The organism is Desulfovibrio mangrovi (genome assembly GCF_026230175.1).
Taxonomy (GTDB): domain Bacteria; phylum Desulfobacterota; class Desulfovibrionia; order Desulfovibrionales; family Desulfovibrionaceae; genus Halodesulfovibrio; species Halodesulfovibrio mangrovi.
In genome coordinates this window covers 1,265,382-1,288,481 of record NZ_CP104208.1, presented here as the reverse complement: position 1 = coordinate 1,288,481, position 23,100 = coordinate 1,265,382, and the positions used below count along the sequence as shown (strand labels likewise).

Below are 23,100 nucleotides of genomic sequence, written 5' to 3'. Positions count from 1 at the left end.
ACCAAAGCGGTGCACCTGTGCTGATCAGCAAAAAAATGGTGGGCCCAGCAGGATTTGAACCTGCGACCTGCCGGTTATGAGCCGGAGGCTCTGCCAACTGAGCTATAGGCCCACTTCATTGGCAATGAGCCGATTCCTATACCGCCAAGGGGGATTCCTGTCAAGAATTCCCTTGGGAGGATCGGCACCTAGCCACTATTATTTGCATAGCTTTTTCACATGAGCAATAGCAGATTTTGCAGCTTTGGCTCCTTCGCCTACAGCCACACTGATCTGCAGAAAACCGCCGGTGCAGTCGCCAGCTGCGAACACGCCTTCGATGTTGGTTTTCTGCTCATTATCCGCCACCAGAAAAACGCCATTTCGTTCCACACCCAAGGTGTAGGCGAAGTCGAGAGAAGAAGCTTCGCCCATTGCAATGAAGAGGCCGTCTGTTGCCTTTTCGCTGCCGTCGTCAAAAACGACGGAAGAGAGGCCGCCTTCTCCCTTCAGTGTGCGTATGCGTGTTTCGATGACGGGAATGCCTGCGGCTTTGAGGCGGTTCCTGTACTCGTCGTTCATTGTGACGGGGGCTCCCTGCGTGCAGATGGAAACATGGGGTGTGTAGCTAAGCAGTTCCAGCGCCTGATTGGCGGCATAGATGCCCTCGCCAAGCACCATGACGGTGCGGCCACGGTAGAAGAAACCATCACAGCTTACGCAGTAGGAAACGCCCTTCCCGTCGTAAAAGGCAAGGTTGTCTATGCCGGGGCGCACGCGGGTGACGCCTGTGGCAAGAACAAGTCCGCAGGCGTGATAGTCGCCCTTGTCGGTCTTGATATGGAAGCCGCCGTAATCGGCGTGGTGCAGTCCCAGTACACGATTGTCGATGATGGTGGCGCCGAAACGTTCAGCCTGCCGCCTTCCTTGCATCACCAGTTCGCGGCCGGAAATTGTTTCGCTGAATCCGAAGTAGTTGTCGATTTCGTAGTCCCCGGCGATCTTTGGTTCGCTGCCGATGATCAAGGTTTCAATGCCTGCACGGGCCGTATAGATAGCGGCAGAGAGCCCTGCGGGGCCAGAGCCGATGATGGCGAGAGGGATATTGGTCATGGTAGTGGCCTGCCTTTATCTGAATGTGAATGATACGCATTATAACTAAGCGATTGTAAAACTATGAGTACTTTCGTGGAAATGACAAGCGGAAAAAGAAAAAGCCCCCGACAGTTCAAGCTCTGTCAGGGGCGTTGCCAGCATGCGTTTTACAATCGGTTTAGCCAAGTCCCAGCTGTGCGAGCAGGTCGTCCACGTCGTTCTGCGAGGCATCGCGGGTGGGGCCTTTGAGCTCGGAGACCTTCTGTTTTGACTTGGCCTCCAGTGCTTCGAAATCTTCTTCCGGATTCTCTTCGCGGGCCTTGATGATGAGGCCGGTGGAAAGATAGAGATCCAGAACGGTGGACTCAATGCGCTGCAGGGCCTTGATGATGCGCTTGATGCGCTGCCCTGTGAGATCCTGGAAGCTCAGGTGGGTCATGATGTCGGTCAGGTTGTTGTTGAGGCGGTCTTCCAACCCGAGAAGGGCCTGCACGTCCTTGTCGTCGCTATGACGCTTGGACATGTCTTCAAGGTGAGAGGTTGCCTTGTTGCGCAGCACCATCTGCAGTTCAAGAATATCCATGATCTTGCCGGTGGCTTCTTCAAGGGTGACGCGCACTTCTTCCAGCTGTTTTGAAGCTTCGCTGAACAGTTCGTTGGTGGCAGCCTGAGGGGAAATGTCCGCACCGTTGTTGCATTCGCTCTTGGTGGCAGTGGAGATTTCCTTGTAGATGCTCTGCAGGCCTTCGCGCATGTCTTCGCTGAGGCGGCGGTAGAATTCGCTTTCAAGCAGGGCGCGTGTCAGGTTGCTCGTAAGGGCCTCTTCCACGGTTTTGGAAATAACGTCCTTGATGCTGTCCGCAACCTGTGTGGATACGCGTTCCATCACGGAATCGATGATCTGTTCTTGAGTTTTCATGCAGTCCTCCCCGTTCTCAGTTCAGTATGTCCGCTGGAGTCGTTGGCAGCATCAGTTCTCTTCAAGCCGCATGGTACGGATCCTGCGTCGCTCTTCAACAAATACATGCTGGACGACCTTTTCAAGGTCATCCTCGTGGATGCGGTAGAACTCTATGGCGCATTGAGGTCTACCGTCATTACCTTGCTCTTTTCTCAGCACGCGCCCCATTGCGCCTGCGACGCGCAGGGGAAACTCGCTGAGAAAGAGTATGATTTCAACGTGGTCGCCGACATTGAGGTCGCCGGTGTCAAGACAGCGTATGCCGGCGCCACTCAGTTCATAGATTTCCGTCCAGAGAGGGAAGTCATCCTGAAGCCTGTCCTGCTTGAGGTGGGCCAGTACGGCGTTGAGCTTGGCATCCATATCAAGCAGGAAAGATACGAGCGCTTCGGGAATATGGGCATTGGCGAGCGTCTTGCCGTCCACGGGAGCTTCAGGAAGTGAGAATCCCGTGAATCTGGGGGATTCGGACTCTGTCGCCAGAAGGCGCACTCGTCCTTTCATGAAGAGCCGTATTCTTGAATATGCCCGTTGTTCCATACTTCGCTCCGGAATTCCCTGCTACCAGGGGCCGTTTTCCACTTCCACGTTCATGGCATTGACCGGACATACGCGTACGCACATGCCGCAGGCGGTGCAGCGTTCCTTGTCGAACAGGACAATGCGGGCCTCTCTGTCATTATACAGAGAGTTGGTGGGACAGATCGCCGTGCACATGCCGCAGTGCATGCACGATTCTTCGTCTCTGGAAATGCGTTGCGCAACAGGGGAAACCTTGATGTGGTTTTCCTTAAGGTAGGTGATGCCCTTGTGGTAGTTTTCTTCAGTACCGATGAGTTCAAGGGTCATGTAGCCTTCCTTTCGGGGGGTGATCTGTGCCTTCAGAATGTTGAAGGTAAGATCAAAGAGCCGCGTCAGGTTGCATACAAGCGGGTTGCCGGAGAGATCTGGCGGAAAAGTCAGATGAATGTTCTTTCTGTAAGCTTTATCAGTCATGTCGTTCCTCGCACGAGAGCGTGCGGTTATTTCATTTCGGCAAGCGCTTTTCTGGCGCGGTCAGCTTCCTGGGTCTTGGGGAACTTCTTGATCAGCTCTTCAAGGCGTACTCTGCCTGCCTGCTTTTTGCCCAGTTTGCCGAAGGCAATGCCCTGCTTGAGCATGGCGGAACGGTACTTGTCACTCTTGGAATACTTGTCGATGACCTTCTGGTACGCGAGGATGGCGGGCGCATATTCCTTCATCTGATAATTGCTTTCGCCCTGCCAGAATATGGCGTTGGGGACGAGAGTGTGTTTGGGATAGGTCTTTTCGAACTGTTCCCACATACGCAGGGCATCCTTGTAGCGGCGCTCCTTGAAGGCCGTGAAGGCGGCGTCATACAGCTGCTGTTCGGTCACAGCCGGTTCGGCCTGAGCCTTGGGCTGTGCAGGGGCTTCAGGGGCTGGCTTTGCTGCCGGGGGTGCGGCCTGAGGCTTGCCCGGATTCACAACCAGTTCCGTGCCATCCTTGGCAACAAGCACATTGGGATCGGCCGGTGCGGCCGGTGCGGTCGGTGCGGCCTGTGCAGCAGGTGTCTGTGCAGAAGGAGCGGGGGCAGTGTCCGTAGCCGGGATGGGAGCTCCGGCAGGGCCGGACATGGGGGCTCCGGACTCGGTCGCAGCGGGCTGGGCGGCTGCTGGCGCAGCAGCAGGCGGCTCGGGAAGATCAATGCCTGACTGGGAAGCCATGACACGCAGGTTGGCTTCCAGATAGGCTACCATTTTCTTGAGATAGGAGACATCGTTTTGCAGCGCAGAACTGTCTTCTTCAGACTGCATGGAACGGTGCTGCATTTCTTCGAGAGTGGATTCAATCCGTGCCATGCGGGGGCGCATTGACTGCACGTCAGACCACATATCGGCCTGCTCGGGGCGGGCTGCCTCAAGCTCCTTGGTCGTCTTGCCAATCTTTTGATTCAACTGCTGAATCTGCTGATCCTGCTCGTATACCTTGAGTTCGAGGGCATCCATGTCCTCGCGTTTCACGCAGGCGGTCAGCAGCGCGATGCAGGTCAGAGAAAGAAGAACGTTACGAAAAGTGCGCATGGCAGAATCCTTACTTTCGTTTACGAGGTTTTGCCCAGTCAGCCAGACCGCGTGTCCGGCGCCAGCCAAACAGAAGATACACAACGCCGCCGAGAACCGGAACAAAGACGCCCGCAAGCATCCATCCGTATTTTTCGGCGGGAGTGGAAAATTCATGACCATAGGCGTGCCAAATACACCACAGATTGGGCAAAATGGGAAGCGCAAGGGCCAGTATCATCAGCAGGGGAGAGGCGTCGCCGTTGCTGAACAGGTCTAATATGGGAAACAGCTCGTTCATGGAATGGTCCTGCAATACCTGTTATTACTTGTGTTTGTACATGGCCAGCATGATCAGGCCGGCACCAAGGCAAATGCCTATGTCGGCAACGTTGAACGCGGGCCAGTGCCATTCCGCTACGTGAAAGTCCAGAAAGTCGATGACGGATTGCAGGCGTATGCGGTCTATGAGGTTGCCTATGGCACCGCCTAACACCAGGCCAAGGCCCGTGAACATGACAGCGCTTTTGCCGGAGGTTTTGGCGAGGTAGTTGATGATGCCTACCGCTATGACGGCGGCGGCGGCAAACATCCAGACCTGCCATTCCGTGTCGGGATCGTTCAGAAACCCGAAAGCAGCGCCGCTGTTGCGCACATTGACGAGATTGAAGAAGCCGGGAATGACCGTGACGGTCATGTAGCGGGGAATGGTCGTGACTACCCAATACTTGGTGTACTGGTCGAGCAGGGCGGTCAGCAGGCCAAGCCCGTAGATATAGTAAAAGCGGGTTCGCATGGCGAAATGTGGCAATCCCTGTGCGGGGTGAATGGGAAAAAGGCCCGCCGTTCAGTCCGGCGGGCCCGTATTCTTTCTAGTCTTCGAGAGTCATGCTCTGCAGCACGCCGGTGCAGCGGGGGCAGATGGCAGGATGGTTGGCATCCGTGCCCAGCTCTTCGCTGTAAATCCAGCAGCGTTCGCACTTATCTCCGGGGGCCTTGGCCACACCGATGCGCAGGCCTTCCACCTCTTCAGCGGTAAAGGCAGACTCAGGTGCTTCAGCCAGCGGAGCCGTGCTCAGCTTGGAAACGATGAAGTTGGCGCGCAGGTCGGTCTTCAGACTTTCAAGCGATGCAGCCAGCGTATCGTCCAGATACAGGGTCACGTGCGTATCAAGCGCATGGCCGATTTCGCCGGACTTGCGGACCGGTTCAATGGCCTTGGTGATTTCGGAGCGGACAAGCAACAGCTTTTCCCATGCAGCGCGTTCTTCTGCGGGCATGGTATAAACAGGCACGTCATCGGCAGAGACGGCAAAGACCGTCTTGGCGTCATTCTTCAGGTCATCGGGCAGGAACTGGAACACTTCTTCTGCGGTGAAGCTTAGCACGGGAGCCATATCGCGGATGAGCAGGCGCAGAATGTGCAGCATGGCGGTTTGCGCGCTGCGGCGTTCGCGGCTGTCCTTGCCGGAGGAGTAGAGGCGGTCCTTCAGGATGTCCAGATAGAATGCGGAAAGGTCGGTGACGCACAGGTTGTGCAGCGTGTGGTAGACCTTGTGGAATTCATAGTCGTTGTAGGCTGCCTGCACACGCTCGTGAGCGCGGGATGCCACGTCGAGTGCAAAGCGGTCCAGCGATTCCATTTCCTCAACGGGTACCAGCTTGTCGGCGGTGAGGTCGTCGATGTTGCCGAGGATGTATCGGCAGGTGTTGCGGATACGGCGGTAGGCATCCACGAGTCGGTTCAGAATCTCGTCGGAAATGCGCACGTCTTCGCGGTAGTCAACGGAGGAAGCCCACATGCGCAGCACTTCCGCGCCGTGCTTGGTGATGACTTCCAGGGGCTCGATGCCGTTGCCGAGAGACTTGGACATCTTGTGGCCGTTGCCGTCCACAACGTAGCCGTGGGTGAGCACTTCCTTGTAGGGAGCGCAGCCGCGGGTGCCCATGCTGGCAAGCAGGGAGCTGTGGAACCAGCCGCGATGCTGGTCGGAGCCTTCAAGATACATGTCGGCGGGGTAGCGCAATTCCTTACGCTGCTCGACAACAGCGGCAAAGCTGGTGCCGGAGTCAAACCACACGTCCAGAATGTCCTTGCTGAGCTTCCAGTGGTTGCCGCCGCACTTGGGGCAGGCGAGCCCTTCTGGAACGATTTCTTCCAGCGGGGTGGAGAACCAGTAGTCGCAGCCGAGGGGGTGCTTTTCGAAGCGGGAAACGATGTCCATGACCCATTCGGTGTCATACCATGCCTCGTCGCAGCTTTCGCAGAGCAGGGCGATGATCGGCACGCCCCACATGCGCTGGCGGGAAATACACCAGTCAGGACGGTTCTCGATCATCTGGTGGATGCGTTCCTCACCCCATGCGGGAATCCACGCCACGTCATTGCGGATGGCATTGAGGGCGCGCTTGCGCAGGTCGTTGGCTTCCATGGTGATGAACCACTGGGTGGTTGCGCGGAAGATGACCGGCTCTTTGCAGCGCCAGCAATGGGGGTAGGAGTGCTTGATCTTGCTCAGGCCAAGCAGGTTGCCCACTTCCTGAAGCTTTTCGATGACCTTGGGGTTGGCTTCGAACACGGTCAAACCGGCGAAGAACTCCACGGAATCGAGGAAACGGCCTTCGTTGTTCATGGGGGAATAGATTTCCAGCCCGTACTTTTGGCCTACTTCAAAGTCTTCGCGGCCGTGGCCGGGGGCGGTGTGAACGCAGCCGGTACCGGCTTCAAGCGTTACGTGGTCGCCGAGGCACAGGGGGGAGACGCGGTCGTAGATGGGATGCTTTGCCACCAGCCCTTCAAGGGCGGTACCCAGAGCGGTTCCGGCAACGTTCCAGCTTTCCCAGCCGAACGCCTTGGCACAGGTTTCAACCAGGCCGGAGGCGAGCAGATAGAACTCCCCGTCCTTTTCGAGCAGGGAGTATTCCAGCTCGGGATGCAGGGCGATACCCATGTTGTCCGGAATGGTCCACGGAGTGGTCGTCCAGATAACGGCAAATGCCTTGGCAGGATCAGCCGCGGGGAAAATGTCTTTCAGCTTGGCGTCGTTGAGCGGGAAACGGACGTAGATGGAAGGCGAGGTGTGATCCGCGTATTCCACTTCCGCTTCCGCAAGCGCGGTCTGGCAGGAGCAGCACCAATAGATGGGCTTCTTGCTGCGCGCAACATAGTCGTCCTTCATGAAGTTGCCCAGCTCGCGGGCCGTAGCAGCTTCGTAGGAAGGATGCATGGTCAGATAGGGTTCATCCCAGATGCCCATGATGCCGAGGCGTTTGAATTCCTTACGCTGGATATCGACGAACTTTGCGGCATATTCACGGCAGAGCTTGCGGAATACATGCTCGGGAATGGTCTTTTTCTTTTCACCAAGCTGCTTTTCCACCTTCAGTTCAATGGGAAGACCGTGACAGTCCCAGCCGGGAATGTATTCGGCCTTCAGGCCCTGCATATTCTTGGACTTGACGATGATATCCTTGAGAATCTTGTTCAGAGCGTGACCGAGGTGAATGCTGCCGTTTGCATAAGGGGGGCCATCGTGCAGGACGTATTCGCCTTTGGTGCCACTTGCTGCAATCATGGCGTCGTAGGCCTTGGATTCTTCCCAGAACTTGAGCATTTCCGGCTCCTTCTGAGTCAGGTTGGCCTTCATGGGAAATTTGGTCTGGGGCAGATGCAGCGTCTTCTTGTAGTCGCTCATTGAAGTCTCTTTCCTGTTTGGTGTCGTTAAAGATGCAAGTGGGGAAGAATGCTGCAATACATTCCTAAAGTCAAGGCTGAGGCAATGCCGCGGGCGGCAGGTCAGCTGCGGTGTTCACTGGCGAAACGGTGCGTATGTGGCGAGATGTAGGTCCAGCAGGAAAGCAGGTCGCCTATGCTCCAGACGGGCACAAGCACGCGTTCGTACATGCAGGGCCTGTCGAGGAAGAAATCTTCCAGCATGTCAAGATGTTCCATATAGGGACGGGCCTTGTGGAACAGCAGGACGTGACCGAAGACATGCCCCCATGGCAGACAGGGCTTCAGGTATTGGGGCGGCGACATGTGCGACGGGACGGAAGAGCCGCAAAGATCCGCATCCATTTCATAGGCCGTACTGCCATACGCCATGATCAGATCCGGCGGAACGAAAAGCGTGGGGTATCCCTCCGGCCGTTCGACGATCCTGCCCTTCAGCAAGGCGGGCGTGATGGCCACGGCATCACGACAGTAACGGTCATGATTATCCCCGCCCAGCTTGAGCGTGCCGTACACGAAAAGGCGAAATGGGGATGACATGACGGGGGGGTCGTCCTAGGGCACCCGCGCAAGCAGAGATTCCGCAAAGGGGAGAACGCTCTCGGCTATACGGGCCGTTCCTGCAATATTGGGGTGGATGCCGTCTTCAAGGTTCAGGGCCGGATTGCCGAACACGCCTTCGAGGAAGAACGGATAGAAGACGGGATCGTAGCGTTCCGCCAGCTTGAGGTAAATGCTTTCGAAGGCTTCGGCATAGTCGCCGTCGGAAGGGAGCAGCATCTTCATGCCGGTGAGCATGAAGGGGATCTCCAGCTCCGTCAGGCGCTGCAGAATGCTGTCCAGCGTGGCTTCCACATCCCACGGATCCGTGAACTGGATGGCGTCGTTGGCGCCGAGTTCCACGATAACCGCATCGGGGCGGGGTTTGTTGGCGAGGTAGCGGTCAAGACGTTTCTTGCCGCCCCAGGCCGTGTCGCCGGACAGTCCCTGATTGATGATGGACACATTGTGTCCCTTACTACGCAGCAGCGATTGCAGGACTGCGGGGAAAGATGCCTCTGCCGGAATGCCAAAGCCCTCGGTTAGCGAGTCTCCGAGGGCTACGATGGTTTTCAGACGTTTCACGACGACACCTGATGGCAATGACTGTTATGAGGGTTAGAAGGCCCCGGGGGTTTCTTCGTTGATATTCGCCATCTGACGCAGCAGTCTCAGGGTTTCCTGTGCTTCCTGAAAGTCGAGCTTGCGCAGTGCGAAGCCTGCATGGACGATAAGGTAATCGCCGAGTTCGGCGGGAGATTCGAGCAGCATTGTGGATACGTCGACATAGGTGTCACTTTTGCCGACGCGACAGCGTGCCATGTCGTTGGGGGTGAGTTCAACAACTTCAGCAGGAATGGCAAGGCACATGGCAACCTCCGGGCGTTCGTATGTGAAAGATGTGGGCGCGTTAGGGCGCCTTGGCGCTGTAGCTTCCACCAGCGGCAGCTATTTCGTCAAGGACGAATCCGCACATGGCCGGAATTCGTTCGGCCACTTCAGGCGAGACGTCTATCCCCATGGTCTGATAGTCCACAGGTTCCATGCCTATGACCACTGTTTCCGGCCTGTTACCGGCGAGTTCGCAGTAGATGAGTGTATCTACAAGATCGGTCTGGTGCATGGAATCGTTGAACCCCAGACTCTTCCGCAGGTCTTCGCCTGTAAGACGGTATACGGAAGCGGGATCACTCCCTCCAAGAACGGCATCTACTACGATCAGATAATCGCTGTCCATCATGGAATCCATGAGTTTCATGCCCAGCGTGCCGCCGTCCATGAGGGTGACGTTGTCGGAAAAGTCATATGATTGCTGCAGTCGTTCAACAGCACGGACTCCCAGCCCCTCATCAGTGTAGAGTATGTTCCCGACACCAAGTACCAGAATTCGTTTAGATTCGCTCATGCGTCACCTTATCTGAAAAAGGGAACCCGGCGCAAGGCCGGGTTCCCGAGTTTTTTGGATTATCCTGCAAAATTACAGGATCTTGAACTTGTGGACTTCGTTGGTCTGGCTGTCGATCACGTGCACGCCGCAGGCGATGCAAGGGTCGAAGGAGTGGACCGTACGCAGGATTTCCACGGGGCGCTTGGGATCGGCAACGGGCGTGCCGATAAGAGCTTCCTCGACGGGAGAGATCTTATCCTTTGCACAGCGCGGTCCGAGGCTCCAGGTGGAGGGCACAACCAGTTGGAAGTTCTCGATCTTGTGATCGCGAATCTTGATCCAGTGGGACAGGCCGCCACGGGGAGCGGTGACGAAGCCGACGCCTTCTGCATCGCGGGGCATTTCGATCTCTTCGTAGATCTTCGTGTCGCCGGCGGCCACGTTGGCTTCCAGTTCGTCGAGCATGCGACCGGTTTCTTCGGCGATGACGACGGTTTCAATGCCGCGGGCAGCGGTACGGCCCAAGGTCGAGAACAGGGCTTCAGGACCAACGCCAAGCTTGGCGAGAACCATGTCCACCAGAGGCTTGATCTTCGGATGATCCTTTACATAGGCGGCGAGCACCTGAGCAAGAGGGCCGGTTTCCATGGCTTCTTCCATGTAGCGCGGAGCCTTCATCCAGGAGTAGCGGCCTTCGCCGTGCATGTCGGTGTAGCGCGGCTCGGTAACGCCCTGATAGGGATGGTGGGCCTTGTCGCCTTCGTACCAGCTGTACTTGACGTGCTCTTCGATCTTGTCAGGGTTGAAGCCCTGCATGTTGGCGAGGTCACGCTTCATGATGACGCCGGGCGGCAGGAAGCGGCTGTTGAGATCATATTCATCCGTGGGGAACTCGCCGAAGGTGATGAAGTTCGAGGTTCCGCCATACAGGCTCCAATCCTTGTAGTTGCCGGCAACAGCCAACAGGTCGGGAATGTATACCTGATTGATGAAGTCGTTGGTTTCCTTCCACAGTTCACGGAATTCCTTGATGCGCTTGGGAGTAAGGGCATCGTAGCAGGTAACGCCGCCGGCAACGGTGAACTGGGTGTGGGGGTTCTTGCCGCCGAAGGCAGCCATCATGCGGGCAGCCTTTACCTGCAGGCGCAGTGCCTCAAGGTAGTGTGCGGTGGCAATGAGGTCCACTTCCGGTTCCAGGTAGTAGGAAGGATGGCCGCCGAGGAAGTACGCGTTGGTGAACGGGCCGAGCTGGCCGCTTTCCACAAAGGTCTTCAGCTTGGTCTGCACGGCCTTCAGGTCTTCCGCCTTGGTGGGCCGTCCGGAGATGGTGTTGGCGATCTTGGCCGCCTTTACCGGATCAGCCTTCAGGGCGTTGGTCACGTCCACCCAGTCAAGGGCGTGCAGGTGATAGAAATGCACGAGGTGGTCGTGCATGTACTGTGCGCCAAGTACGATATTGCGGATCAGGGTGGCGTTCTTGGGAATACGCACACCAATGGCATTATCCACGCAGCGGGTGGATGCAAGAGCATGTACATAGGTACAAACGCCGCAGGAACGCTGGGTAAAGTGCTGTGCGTCGCGCGGGTCGCGGCCCTTCAGAATGATTTCCAGACCGCGGAACAGCTGAGAAGAACTCCAAACATTGGAGATCTTGCCGTTATCAACTTCAACTTCGATACGGAGATGCCCCTCAATACGGGTAATGGGGTCTACGACCACCTTACCGGAGTAATTGCTCTGAGGAGTTACCGGAATACCGGCAGGGGCCTTCTGCGCTCTACAACCGCTCATATGTCATCCTCCTTGGGATGTTCGTTCAAGATCAATGTGTAACGGGCCTAGCTTTCGTAGAAGGGACTCATGGCATCCCAGAAATCGGGCTCGGAGCAGCCGATGCAGGGATGACCCGCTTCAACGGGCCAGTTCGTCTGGTTGAATTTGATCTTGGGACAGTTGTTGTAGGTATCAGGTCCCTTGCAGCCCAGTTCATAGAGGCACCAGCCCTTTTGGGCTTCTTCGGAGCCGAAGGATGTGGCAAACTCGCCGGCCTCGAAGTGCTTGAGGCGGGGGCAGTTTTCATGAACGGTCTGGCCGAAGAACATGGTAGGCCGGTTCAGGCTGTCCAGTTCAGGCAGGGCATGCTTGGTCAGATAGTAAACGATGGTGCCCACAAGGTTGTAGGGGTTTGGCGGACAACCGGAGATGTTGATGCCGTTCACGCCCAGATGCTTGAGTGCGTCGTTCACGCCCTTGGCATCGGTCGGGTTGGGAGCCGCAGCCTGCACGCCGCCGAAGGTGGCGCAGGTGCCGTAGTTGATCACAGCCTTTGCCTTGGGCAGGATTTCGCTGTTGATCTCCAGCATGGTGCGACCGGCAACCTTACCGTAGATGCCGTTGTCTTTGGTGGGCAGAGCGCCTTCCGTCACGGCGATGAAACCGTGGGGGCTGTTCACTGCGTGGTGCAGGGCTTCTTCAGCAGCTTCGCCGGCTGCCGCCATGATGGTTTCATGGTAGTCGAGAGAGATGGTGTCCAGAATCAGTTCGTCAATGAAGGGCTGGAAAGCCCGCAGAACCGATTCGGAACAGCCGGTGCACTCGGCATTATGCAGGTATACCACGGAAGGGCGACCGGGAGCGGTCATGGCTCTGGCAATTTCGGTGCCGAAAGCCGGTCCCATACCCATGGCAACAGCGAGGGCGGAGCAGAACTTCAGGAAGTCACGACGGGATACGCCGTTCCGTTCCAGGCGCTCTTCCACGCCTTCTTTGCCGAGACCCACGGAAAACTTCATAGGAACCTCCTTGAATAAAACAGGGTCTGCATTCTCCGGTGCATCCCAAACACCGGAGTGTGACCGGACAGAACGTCCGGAATGGTGCGTTACCTTCTGCCAGGATAGGTATGCGCAAGCCTCCCGCTTCAAACAGCAACCAGAAACGGGAGTCGGAGGGACTATACAATAGAAATATCAAAAAGATAAAGTGGGTTTAATAAAAAATATCAGTAACGATAGAGTTGGGGCATGTAATGCAGGAGTATCGATTGAAATTTTTGATTGAAAAAAAGATATTCTCAATTTTGTAGTAGGTATTGTTGAACGGATGCGCAGTGCAGAAGGTGGAAAAACTATCTTTGCGGTAGGCAATAAAGCCGAAGCGCGGCACATCGGGAGCAATGTCCGGCGAGCAAGTGTTGATGCAGAGTGGAGGGGGCAAGACAGACGAATGCGCTGTCGGGCGCTGTCGTCGATGAGTGAGGTGCGGAAGAGTTAGGATAAGGGGAGATGCTGGTTGTGCAATCAGTTCTGCTGAGGAAAAAGAATGTTTCGAAAACTTTTTTTCAGAAGAAAGACAACTCTTCTGGTAGGAAACAACAAGGCCCCGCTTGGTAGCGGGGCCTTGTTGTTATCTATGCCTGACGCATTTCTTCGACAATGCGTGCGATTTCCTTGCGCGCGAGTCTGATAAACTCGTCAAAACGTGCCTGACATGGTTCTGAGAGACCTATGTTCCATGTCGTGATGTCTTTGGGCTGCATTCCAATGATTTCCATGCGAGGTCTGCTGCCGCATTTGAGTTCACACATTTTCAAAGAATCCAGCATATCGATGTCATGAATGGAAATACGCTGGCTTTCGTTGGATACAAGGTCTTCCTCGGTCAACTGATACAGTGTGCCGGGCTCGTGTCCGGCATGGATAACATCCAGAACCAGCAATCTGTCATAGCCTTCAAAGAGATAGAAAATGTCCTGAGTGAAGGTGCCGCCTTCTATGATGGTGACTTCTTCAGGCCACGTTTCCTTTTGCAGAGTTTCTGCGGCAAATACGCCGACGCCGTCGTCGGTGAGCAGGCTGTTGCCAATGCCCAGTACGAGTAGTTTTCCCATGGTGAATCCTGTCAGTTGGCAAAAGTTCTTTGGACGGAGTGGACGATACCCCGATGGGGCGGCTTGCCGCAAGCCGCAGTATACAGCAAATTGCATGCGCAGCCATAAGGCGTGCGCGGAAAGTCGAGCGCCTTACCAGTCCGGAGGGATTGCTCCCTCCGGCTGGCAGAAGGCACGCACCGCATTAATGCAGGTGGTTCCAGTAAAAAGAGGGCCGGATAAACCGGCCCTCTCGACTTGGCGGAATCTACATTGAGTTACTTGCACTCAACAACAGAAACCTTGCCGGACTCTGCGTGCATCACGTGCACGGCACAGCCCAGTCACGGGTCAAAGGCGCGAATGAGACGCGCCACGTTCACGGGGTTTTCAATGTCCGGAACGGGAATGCCGATGAGGGCTTCTTCGACAGGACCGCGCTGACCCTTGTCGTCGCGGGGGTTGCAGTTCCACAGGGTAGCGGAAACAACCTGATAGTTGTCGATCTTGCTGTCTTCGATCTTCAGGAAGTGCAGCAGGGCGCCGCGGGGAGCTTCGGTGAAACCGGTACCTTCGCCGGAAGCCGGAATTTCGGGCTTCACGTAGGTTTCTTCACCGGGCTTTACTTCCTTCAGCCAGGACTCAACGAAGCTGAGCATGTACCAGGTTTCTTCAGCACGGGCTACGTGGCGGCCCATGAGAGAGAACGCTGCGTCTTCGCCCAGATCGCGGAAGTTCTTGGCGTCGAGGCCGAAGTGCTCCTTGAGAGCCTTCTGGCCGATGGGGGACAGGGGCGGGTTCTCAATCCACATACGGGCCAGCGGACCCACTTCGCAGGCAACGCCGTTGTAACGGGGAGCCTTAACGAAGGAGTAAGCGCCTTCCTTGTGGGGAGAAACCTTGGTCTGGCCCTTGGAGTAGTGCAGACCGGTGGTGCTGTCGTCGAACCAGGAGTACTTCACGTCTTCGTGAATCTTGGAAGGATCAAGTTCATGGTCCTTGCCGCCGTAGTATACGCCGGGCTTCATCATGAACTTGGTCATTTCGTCGTTCAGCGGGAATACGCCGTAGGCGATACAGGCGCGATGGCCCTGGCCTACTGCGAAGAGATCCTTGTACTGGGAACCAACGGTGTAAACGACAGGCAGATACTTGTTGAGAACAAATTCTTTAACCTTGTCGAAACGGGCAGCGTACTCAAGGATGCGATCCTTGGTGGGAATTTCGGATGCGCCACCGGCCACGAGGCCCTGAGCGTGAGGCATCTTGCCGCCGAACATGGCTACCATTTCATGGCAGATCTGGCGAACATCAAGGGCTTCCACGTACTGGTCAACGGCAGCGGCGTTGATAGCGGCGAGACCCTTGTTACGGTCGGTAAGCAGGTCAGAGTTCTTGTAGCGCGGCACGAAGGGAGCGCTGTCGGGACCCTGAACGAAGTCCTGGGCGGCCAGGTGATAGAAGTGCAGAATGTGAGACTGCAGGTAGTTGGCGCCGAGGATAAGGTTACGGGTGATGCGGCCGTTGGTGGTCACCTTGGTGCCCATGGCTGCATCCTGAGCCATAACGGAAGCAGTAGCGTGAGCGGTGGGGCACACGCCACAGATACGCTGTACGATCTGGGAAGAGTCGCGGGGGTCGCGACCGCGGAGAATGGTTTCAAAACCGCGATACATGCCGCCGGAAAGCTTGGCATCTACGACCTTGCCACCTTCAACGGTCACTTCAGCCTTGAGGTGACCTTCGATTCGGGTAACCGGATCGATGGCAATGTGCGCAGTCTTACCGTGGCCGGCTGCACCTTTGCGTGCACAAGAAGACATATTGTTCCTCCTTCAAACGATGAAAGACGTCAAAGCCAGCTTACAGGGACTCGTAGAACGGAGACTGCCCATCGGGGAAGTCAGGTTCTACGCAACCGATACATACAGCGTTCTGAACGCACCAGTTGATGCCGTTGTTCCACTTGCGCTTGAAGCAGTCTGCCATGGCGTTGGGACCCTTACAGCCCACGCTCATGCGGCAGCCGTCCTTCTGGCTGAGAGTTTCACACATCTTGTCCGCCTCGAAATCGGGGAGGTAGGGACAGTTGTCGTGAATGTTCTCACCGAAGAAGGGAGTGGGGCGGCCCTGATCATCAAGCAGCTTGACGACTTCACCCAGACCAGCGGCAAGACCGTGGGTCTTGATGGCCTCAAGGGCGACAACCACGGTACCCACGATCCAGTCAGGATGGGGGGGGCAACCGGGGATGTTCACTACGGGGGTGGAAATGCCTTCCTGTTCGAAGAATGCCTTGACGGACATTGCACCGGTTTCGCTGCCTTCTGCAGCGGGAATGCCGCCGTAAGCGGCACAGGTGCCGAGTGCGAGCACAGCGGCAGCCTTGGGTGCGAGTTCCTTCATTGCGTCAACCATGGTGATTTCCTTGTGATGGGCTTCACCGATAACGCAGAACTTGCCGTCTTCGGCAACAGGGATGGAGCCTTCCACTGCGAGGAAGAAGCCACCCTTGTATTCATCAGCAATCTTGAACATGTGCTCCATGGCGGGTTCGCCTTCCCAAGCCATAACGGTGGGGTGGAATTCAAGGCTGATGACATCAAGCAGTACCTGCTTGATGTGAGGGTTAACGGCGTTCAGCAACGATACTGAACAACCGGTGCAGCCAGAACCCTGCAACCACAGAACGGGCGGACGGCTGCCGTTCAGAGTGCCGGAAATGGCTTCACAGACACTGGGGTGGAACATCTGGGAAATACCCATGCCTGCCACCGTGCCTGTGCACATTTTAACAAAATCACGCCTGCTGAGACTCATCCCTGCCTCCTTACTTTTTGGCGTTTTGAAAAACCCCTAGCTATATAACACCCTATAGCTTTGTTGTAACCGCATAGATAGTTACAATCCCTTTTCGTGTTGTGTCAATGGATTGCAAATCTTTTGGGGTGATTTCAATAGAAATTATTGATTGTTACGGCAGTGCTGTGGTGATTGAATGTTCAATATGTGGCAATACAGTTGTAAGGTGTTGCATGTCGAATATAGATGTGACAAGGCCGTTGGAGTGCAGTGACTTCGCTTTTGTGAGTGATTAATAGTTGTTTGTGTGAACAGTCCATTGATTGGAGTATGTGAAAAGTTTTTCATGCCTGTAATGCGTATGCAGGAGTCACTGGGGTGCTATATAGCGTAAAAACGAAAAAAGCCCGTGTTCTGACGAACACGGGCTCAATGTTTGAGACCGGGGAAGGACTACTTTGTCATGGCGACAAAGAAATCGGCGTTGCTCTTGGTGCCGCGCATTTTCCCGAGCAGGAATTCCATGCTGTCGATGGAAGACATGGGGGAGAGAATCTTGCGCAGGATCCAGACCTTGTTGAGCACTTCGTCGTCGAGGAGCAGGTCTTCCTTGCGGGTGCCGGTTCGATTGATGTCGATGGCGGGGAAGACGCGCTTTTCCGCGAGGTGGCGGTCAAGGTAGATGTCGAGGTTGCCGGTGCCCTTGAATTCTTCAAAGATGACTTCGTCCATGCGGGAGCCGGTGTCGATGAGGGCGGTGGCAATAATGGTAAGGCTGCCGCCTTCTTCAAGGTTTCGGGCCGCACCGAAGAAGCGCTTCGGGCGTTGCAGGGCGTTGGCATCCAGACCGCCGGAAAGCACGCGGCCGGAAGAGGGCGTGACGGCGTTGTATGCGCGGCCGAGGCGTGTGATGGAGTCGAGGAGGATAACGACATCCTTGCCTCGCTCCACAAGACGCTTGGCCTTTTCCTGCACCATTTCTGCAACCTGAACATGGCGCTGCGGCGGCTCGTCGAAGGTGGAGCTGACAACTTCCGCGTTCTTTACGGTGCGCTCCATGTCCGTCACTTCTTCAGGACGTTCGTCGATGAGAAGAATGATAAGGTAGACGTCCGGATTGTTCGCGTTGATGGAGTTGGCAAGAGACTGGAGAAGCATAGTCTTGCCGGTGCGGGGAGGGGCTACAATCAGACCGCGTTGTCCGCAGCCGATGGGGGCCATGAGGTCGATAACGCGACCGGAGTAGTTCTCCTGACCATTTTCCATTTTAAGCTGGCGCTGCGGGTAAATGGGGGTCAGGTTGTCAAACAGGACGAGATTTTTGGAGCGTTCCGGCGGTTCAAAGCCGATTTCGGTTACCCGTAGCAGGGCGAAATAGCGTTCGCCTTCCTTTGGGGGACGAATCTGGCCGTATACCACATCCCCTTTGCGCAGGCCGAAGCGGCGAATCTGCGAGGGAGAGACGTAAATATCGTCCGGCCCGGGCATGTAGCTGTACATAGGCGAGCGGAGGAAGCCGAAGCCGTCCGGAAGGATTTCCAGAACGCCGTCTCCGAAGATGGCTCCGTTCTGCGCTGCACAGCGCTGCAGCAGGGCAAAGATCAGCTCCTGCTTGCGAAGGTTGCTCGGGTTCTCGATCTGATACTGATCGGCGAGCTCCATGAGCTCTGCGGCGGTCTTGAGTTTCAGTTCGGAGAGATGAAGTCCGTTGTCACCGTTGCTTTCTGTCTGTGCGGCAGTTGCATCAACTTCGTAGTCGTCAAATTCGACTTTTCGGTTGGGACGGGAGGCGGGCTTGGACTGCTTGTTGTCGCCCTTGGACGGGGAAGATTGCTTGCGTTTCTTCTGAGAGGGTTTGGACTGGCTGCGCGTGCGCGGAGCTGATTCCTGCTTGCTCTCATCAACGTCTTTCTTTGTGGCCATAAGGACTCAAATGCGTTGTAGGGTGATGATGTAAGGCTGTAGGACATCGGAAACATGAATTTCCGCATGTCATGAAGGTATATGCTGTCCGTGGAAGTACTGTCAGATGCTCCCAACGGGGCATGGCAGGAAGACTTCAAATGTATGCGAGTGATTGGTGCTGCGAGGCGGTAATGCCGTGCACCACAAGTGCGTTGGTAAAAACCTAGCGTATTACCATGCGGAACGCAACTGGGCGTGCTAACTTTTTTCCTGGACGGCAAGGACATCAGCAAACATTTCTTCGATTTCCGTTTGCACATCCTGCTGCTTTTTACCCAGAGCATGAGCCAGTTCAAGCGTAATCAGGCCCATGGCCTGCTCAAGCAGGCGGCGTTCGCCAAAGGAAAGTTCTTTATCCTTACCGATGAGCAGGAGCTCCTTGAGCACGTACGCGACATCGGCAAGCTCGCCGCTTTTGAGCTTTTCAGAATACTCGCGATAGCGTCTGTTCCAGTTCTGGCCTGTGTAGCCGGTGAAACCGGAACGGTCTGCAAGGCTATCAAGAATGCTGGCGCCCTGTTCGGCAGAGCATACGGCGCGGAGACCGACGTTGACGGCATTCCTGACCGGCACCATGAGGGTGACATTGTTGCTCAAAATGCGGACAATGTAGAACTCTGCCTCGGCCCCACCAATGGTCTGCCGTTCGATGCGTTCCACTTTGCCTACACCTTGTGCAGGGTACACCACTAATTGATCCGGGGTGAACAACGTCCGTCTCCTTAAAGTCTTCAATTCTCTTAGCGCGAAAAAGTACAGTAGCTTATTCCGATGCGGTAGTCCATGCCAATTTGACTAACTATTTGGGGAGGCATCAAAGGCGTTCACTACATGTATGGCTTCGGAAGCTCCCTTCTCTGCAAAGGTGAGCATACCCTTCAGAGCTCCATCCAGCACCTGCTCCACGATGCGTACTTCCTCACCGGAAAAACGGCTGAGAACAAAGCCCGCAGTATTGGGATGATCCGGCTTGCCGATGCCAAGGCGAAGCCGGTGAAAATCCTTGGTTCCCAGATGCTGGGCAATGGACTTGAGGCCATTGTGGCCGGCAAGCCCTCCGCCGGTCTTGAAGCGCATTCGGCCGAGCGGTAAATCAAGCTCGTCATGCACAACCAGAACCTGTTCCGGATCGAGATTGTAGAAGCCGCATATATGAGCCACGGCTTCACCGGAAAGGTTCATGTATGTCTGTGGCTTGGCTACCAGCCATGTGCTGCGCAGCCCACCGGGCATGCATTTCCAGAGCAGGTACTTCTTCTTGCCGGTTGAAAGGGGAGAAACCGCATCCGGATTGAATCTGCGCGCGTCATCCATGAGGTGGTCAACGGCCATGAAGCCGAGATTGTGGCGGGTGTTTTCGTATTCCTTGCCTGGGTTGCCCAGACCGACGATAAGACCTGCGGCTTGCATGGGAGAGATACCTCGTTGTGCTTGTATTCTGGCGGTTGAAAAAAGAAAACGGCCCCATACCGTCGAGTATGGGGCCGGAACGAAACAGAATAATTACTTTTTCTTCTTCTTGCCGGTGTCTGCAGCAGCTTCTTCGGTAGCAGCAGCGCGGCCGGGAACGATGCGAAGGATTACGAAGTCGGTGTCGTAAACAACGCGAACGCCCTCAGGCAGCTGCAGGGCAGAGGCGAACACGGAGCTGTCGATCTGCATTTCCGTGATGTCCACGGTAATGAAGGGGGGCAGCAGTTCGGGCTTGCCGGTGATGGTTACGGTGTTACGGTAGTGCTCCAGACGGCCACCAGCCTTAACGCCCTTGGAGGAACCTGCGAGCTTTACTTCAACCTTGACGGAAATTTCCTTTTCAAGGTCCACACCGTAGAAGTCGATGTGCTGAACGCGGTTTTTGAAGGGGTGCATTTCAACCTTCCACAGCATGCAGGGCTTGGATTCGCCTTCGATGTCGAGGTTGAAAACGGTGGTCTTGCCAACGCTCTTGAAGAGCTTGGAGAAGGGAAGGGTTTCAGTCGTAACAGGAATATTTTCACCGGTCGTGCTGTAGAAGATACCGGGGATCAGGCCTTCTTCACGCAGGCGGCGGTTAGCGCCCTTGCCCAGACCTTCACGCTTTTTGACGGGATACGTAATTCTTTCGGACATTGTTTACTCCTTTAGGGTTCCACCACGAGGTGTTTCACTCGCTGCAGATGAAAAAAACTAGACGAACAGTACGCTAACGGAAGATTCCGTATGGATGTTATGGATAGAACGGGCCAGCAGACCGGCAATGGAAAGCACCTTCAGCTTTTCGCAGTTCTCCAGTTTGTCGCCGAGCGGCACGGTGTCGGTAACCAGCACCTTGGAGAAGGCGGAATTGTTGAGGCGATCAATGGCGGGGCCGGAGAGCACGGGGTGCGTAGCACAAGCCATGACTTCCTTGGCGCCGTTTTCCATGAGCACATTTGCGGCGGCAACCATGGTGCCGGCGGTGTCGATCATGTCGTCGACAACGATGGCTACCTTGCCCTTTACATCACCGATAACATGCATTGCCTGAGCCTGATTGGGCTTGTCGCGGCGCTTGTCGATGATGGCAAGGCCTGCGTTCAGGCGCTTTGCAAAGGCTCGGGCGCGTTCTACGCCGCCGGCATCGGGAGAAACCATGACGATTTCGTCCTTGATGTCGCGCAGGTATTCAAGAATGACCGGAGCGGCATAGAGGTTGTCTACCGGGGTGTTGAAAAAGCCCTGAATCTGGCCGGCGTGCAGGTCAACGGTTACCAGACGGTTCATGCCCGCCATGGTAAGGAAGTCTGCGACGACCTTTGCGCTGATGGGTGCACGGGGTACAACTTTGCGGTCCTGTCGAGCGTAGCCGTAGTAGGGAACCACTGCGGTAACGCGGCCTACGCTGGCACGCTTGAGTGCGTCGAGCATGAGGCAGAGCTGCATGAGGTTGTAGTTGACAGGCGCACAGGTGGACTGAACGACAAAAACGTCGTCGCCACGTACATTTGCACCGATTTCAATGCGGATTTCCCCGTCGCTGAAGGTTTCGCATACAGCGGGGGTGAGCTGGCAACCAAGGTGGTTGCAGATGGCTTTTGCGAGTTCCGGATTGGAAGAGCCAGTGAGTATCTTCAAGTCGCCGTGCATGGTATCAAGTCCGGGCTTGAGGTCAGTAACTCACCTGTAAATGAATAATATGGCTGGGGCGGAAGGACTCGAACCCTCGAATGACGGGACCAAAACCCGTTGCCTTACCGACTTGGCGACACCCCAACACTTACAGGTGGTGGATGAAGGTCTTGACTCCCTCTCGCATGAGGGACTCAGACGCTTGCATTGCCTTTTCCATCTCTCTGTACAAGGCGAAGAGGCTTGCGCCGCTTCCACTCATCACAACCGCGGCGGCGCCATGTCTGATGAGTGATCCCTTGTACGCCCGCAGCTTCGGAAAGGCCGCAAATACCACCGATTCAAAGCTGTTAAAAAGCCACAAGGCACGAGAGGAGGGTCTTGTAAACATATGGGCGGACAATGTCAACCGCTCTGTTGCATCAATGTCCATTTTATTTGCGTATCTATCATCCCACGCCTTGAACGCCCATGGCGTGGAGACGTGTTCCGGCGGACAGGCGAGCAGAAGCGTAAACCCGGAAAGGTCCACTTCGCAGGGCACGAGTATTTCGCCTATTCCCGTTGCCCGGGCGGGCACGTTTTTCAGAAAGAAGGGCACATCCGCACCTATGCGGGCGGCAACTTCGTTAAGCTCTTCATCATTGAGGGCTACCTTGCCCGCTGACGCGTTGAGAAAATTCAGAAAGGCGGCGGCATCGGCACTGCCCCCGCCAAGACCGGCACCGTCCGGTACTCCTTTGGTCAGGGTCAGGCGCAGGTCGGGGCGGAAACCTGTCGTTTCGGCGAACACGCGCCACGCCTTGTGCAGGGTGTTGCGTTCCGTGCACAGGTCGGCACGTTCGCAGACAAGGGTGAGGCCGCTGCCTGCGGCCCCTTCTTCGATATCAAGTGTATCTGACGGTTCGGACAACGGGTAGAACAGGGTGTCCAGTTCATGGTAGCCGTTCTCGCGAACTCCGGTAATGCGCAAGTACAGATTGATCTTGCATCCCGCCTTGAGCCGGACAGGCAGAGCGGGGCGCGTAGCAGACTGTGTATCCTGCGGTAAGGATGCGGAATCGGTCATACTAGCGCGAGATGGTTTCAACGGTAAGGTTGTTGTTGGTGAAGACGCAGAGTTCTCCGGCGATCTCCATGGATTTTCTGCAGATTTCCTCAGCACCGAGCTCCGTGTTGCGAGAAAGGGCCCGTGCTGCGGAAAGGGCATATGCACCACCGCTGCCTATGGCCGCGAGGCCGTCATCGGGTTCAATGACATCACCCGTGCCGCTGATAATAAGGATATGATCCGCATCGGCTACCAGAAGCATGGCTTCCAGCCTGCGCAGGTACTTGTCCTTTCGCCAGTCCTTGGCCATTTCCACGCTGGCGCGCACAAGGTTACCCCGAAATTCTTCCAGCTTCGCTTCAAAGCGTTCGAACAGCGTGAACGCATCGGCGGTTGCACCGGCAAAACCGGCGATGATGCGATCTTTATATATGCGGCGCACCTTGCGGGCGGTGTGCTTCATGACGATGCTCTGTCCCATGGTGACCTGACCGTCACCTGCCAAGGCAACGCCGTTGGCGTCCTTGACCGCGAGAATGGTGGTTCCTCTCAGCTGCATTATTATC

24 protein-coding genes and 2 tRNA genes are annotated in these 23,100 nt (G+C 55.9%); all 26 read right to left on the bottom strand.

Annotated features, from left to right (window positions below; translation table 11 throughout):
• Positions 1-36: 36 nt before the first annotated feature.
• Positions 37-112 (bottom strand) — tRNA-Ile (locus N1030_RS05910).
• 86 nt (positions 113-198) lie between these two features.
• Positions 199-1,092, bottom strand: coding sequence for an NAD(P)/FAD-dependent oxidoreductase (locus N1030_RS05905; RefSeq protein ID WP_265828286.1), 894 nt, complete (start codon positions 1,090-1,092; stop codon positions 199-201).
• 160 nt (positions 1,093-1,252) lie between these two features.
• Positions 1,253-1,993 (bottom strand): protein phosphatase CheZ, encoded by a 741-nt coding sequence (locus tag N1030_RS05900; RefSeq protein WP_265828284.1) that lies wholly within the window; start codon positions 1,991-1,993, stop codon positions 1,253-1,255.
• Between the two features lie 51 nt (positions 1,994-2,044).
• Positions 2,045-2,575 (bottom strand): PilZ domain-containing protein, encoded by a 531-nt coding sequence (locus tag N1030_RS05895; RefSeq protein WP_265828283.1) that lies wholly within the window; start codon positions 2,573-2,575, stop codon positions 2,045-2,047.
• Between the two features lie 21 nt (positions 2,576-2,596).
• A complete protein-coding gene (locus N1030_RS05890; protein WP_265828282.1) occupies positions 2,597-3,031 on the bottom strand; it encodes an NIL domain-containing protein in 435 nt (144 codons plus the stop codon).
• A gap of 26 nt (positions 3,032-3,057) precedes the next feature.
• A complete protein-coding gene (gene ybgF, locus N1030_RS05885; RefSeq protein ID WP_265828280.1) occupies positions 3,058-4,119 on the bottom strand; it encodes a tol-pal system protein YbgF in 1,062 nt (353 codons plus the stop codon).
• Positions 4,120-4,129: 10 nt separating this feature from the next.
• The gene (locus N1030_RS05880) at positions 4,130-4,399 is read right to left on the bottom strand and encodes a PLD nuclease N-terminal domain-containing protein (protein WP_420842828.1); all 270 of its coding nucleotides are present in this window, start codon (positions 4,397-4,399) and stop codon (positions 4,130-4,132) included.
• A 24-nt stretch (positions 4,400-4,423) separates the two neighbouring features.
• Positions 4,424-4,894 carry a signal peptidase II gene (gene lspA, locus N1030_RS05875; protein WP_265828279.1) on the bottom strand — a complete coding sequence of 157 codons (471 nt, stop codon included), beginning with the start codon at positions 4,892-4,894 and terminating at the stop codon, positions 4,424-4,426.
• A 76-nt stretch (positions 4,895-4,970) separates the two neighbouring features.
• On the bottom strand, positions 4,971-7,793 hold the full coding sequence (gene ileS / locus N1030_RS05870) for an isoleucine--tRNA ligase (protein WP_265828278.1): 2,823 nt from the start codon (positions 7,791-7,793) through the stop codon (positions 4,971-4,973).
• 101 nt (positions 7,794-7,894) lie between these two features.
• Entirely contained in the window at positions 7,895-8,371 is a 477-nt protein-coding gene (locus N1030_RS05865) for a gamma-glutamylcyclotransferase family protein (RefSeq protein ID WP_265828276.1), read from the bottom strand.
• Between the two features lie 15 nt (positions 8,372-8,386).
• Complete coding sequence (locus N1030_RS05860) at positions 8,387-8,956, bottom strand: arylesterase (protein ID WP_265828274.1); 570 nt, start codon at positions 8,954-8,956, stop codon at positions 8,387-8,389.
• A 33-nt stretch (positions 8,957-8,989) separates the two neighbouring features.
• Positions 8,990-9,241: a HypC/HybG/HupF family hydrogenase formation chaperone gene (locus N1030_RS05855; RefSeq protein WP_265828273.1), complete on the bottom strand. Its 252-nt coding sequence runs from the start codon at positions 9,239-9,241 to the stop codon at positions 8,990-8,992.
• 40 nt (positions 9,242-9,281) lie between these two features.
• Entirely contained in the window at positions 9,282-9,776 is a 495-nt protein-coding gene (locus N1030_RS05850) for a HyaD/HybD family hydrogenase maturation endopeptidase (protein WP_265828272.1), read from the bottom strand.
• Between the two features lie 72 nt (positions 9,777-9,848).
• The gene (locus N1030_RS05845) at positions 9,849-11,552 is read right to left on the bottom strand and encodes a nickel-dependent hydrogenase large subunit (RefSeq protein ID WP_265828270.1); all 1,704 of its coding nucleotides are present in this window, start codon (positions 11,550-11,552) and stop codon (positions 9,849-9,851) included.
• A gap of 47 nt (positions 11,553-11,599) precedes the next feature.
• A complete protein-coding gene (locus N1030_RS05840; RefSeq protein ID WP_265828269.1) occupies positions 11,600-12,553 on the bottom strand; it encodes a hydrogenase small subunit in 954 nt (317 codons plus the stop codon).
• Positions 12,554-13,170: 617 nt separating this feature from the next.
• The gene (hysD, locus tag N1030_RS05835; protein WP_265828267.1) at positions 13,171-13,650 is read right to left on the bottom strand and encodes a NiFeSe hydrogenase maturation protease; all 480 of its coding nucleotides are present in this window, start codon (positions 13,648-13,650) and stop codon (positions 13,171-13,173) included.
• 323 nt (positions 13,651-13,973) lie between these two features.
• Complete coding sequence (gene hysA / locus N1030_RS05830; RefSeq protein ID WP_338033327.1) at positions 13,974-15,452, bottom strand: NiFeSe hydrogenase large subunit HysA; 1,479 nt, start codon at positions 15,450-15,452, stop codon at positions 13,974-13,976.
• 40 nt (positions 15,453-15,492) lie between these two features.
• Positions 15,493-16,449 (bottom strand): NiFeSe hydrogenase small subunit, encoded by a 957-nt coding sequence (gene hysB / locus N1030_RS05825; RefSeq protein WP_265828264.1) that lies wholly within the window; start codon positions 16,447-16,449, stop codon positions 15,493-15,495.
• Between the two features lie 435 nt (positions 16,450-16,884).
• On the bottom strand, positions 16,885-18,354 hold the full coding sequence (rho, locus tag N1030_RS05820) for a transcription termination factor Rho (protein WP_265828262.1): 1,470 nt from the start codon (positions 18,352-18,354) through the stop codon (positions 16,885-16,887).
• A gap of 240 nt (positions 18,355-18,594) precedes the next feature.
• On the bottom strand, positions 18,595-19,107 hold the full coding sequence (locus N1030_RS05815; protein WP_265828260.1) for a CarD family transcriptional regulator: 513 nt from the start codon (positions 19,105-19,107) through the stop codon (positions 18,595-18,597).
• An 84-nt stretch (positions 19,108-19,191) separates the two neighbouring features.
• Positions 19,192-19,806, bottom strand: coding sequence for an aminoacyl-tRNA hydrolase (gene pth / locus N1030_RS05810; protein ID WP_265828258.1), 615 nt, complete (start codon positions 19,804-19,806; stop codon positions 19,192-19,194).
• A 93-nt stretch (positions 19,807-19,899) separates the two neighbouring features.
• On the bottom strand, positions 19,900-20,505 hold the full coding sequence (locus N1030_RS05805; RefSeq protein WP_265828257.1) for a 50S ribosomal protein L25: 606 nt from the start codon (positions 20,503-20,505) through the stop codon (positions 19,900-19,902).
• A 57-nt stretch (positions 20,506-20,562) separates the two neighbouring features.
• Positions 20,563-21,501, bottom strand: a complete 939-nt coding sequence (locus N1030_RS05800; protein ID WP_265828256.1) for a ribose-phosphate diphosphokinase — start codon at positions 21,499-21,501, stop codon at positions 20,563-20,565.
• A 50-nt stretch (positions 21,502-21,551) separates the two neighbouring features.
• Positions 21,552-21,627, bottom strand: a tRNA-Gln gene (locus N1030_RS05795).
• Between the two features lie 4 nt (positions 21,628-21,631).
• A complete protein-coding gene (ispE, locus tag N1030_RS05790; RefSeq protein WP_265828255.1) occupies positions 21,632-22,552 on the bottom strand; it encodes a 4-(cytidine 5'-diphospho)-2-C-methyl-D-erythritol kinase in 921 nt (306 codons plus the stop codon).
• A gap of 1 nt (position 22,553) precedes the next feature.
• The gene (hslV, locus tag N1030_RS05785; RefSeq protein WP_265828254.1) at positions 22,554-23,093 is read right to left on the bottom strand and encodes an ATP-dependent protease subunit HslV; all 540 of its coding nucleotides are present in this window, start codon (positions 23,091-23,093) and stop codon (positions 22,554-22,556) included.
• Between the last annotated feature and the right edge of the window lie 7 nt (positions 23,094-23,100).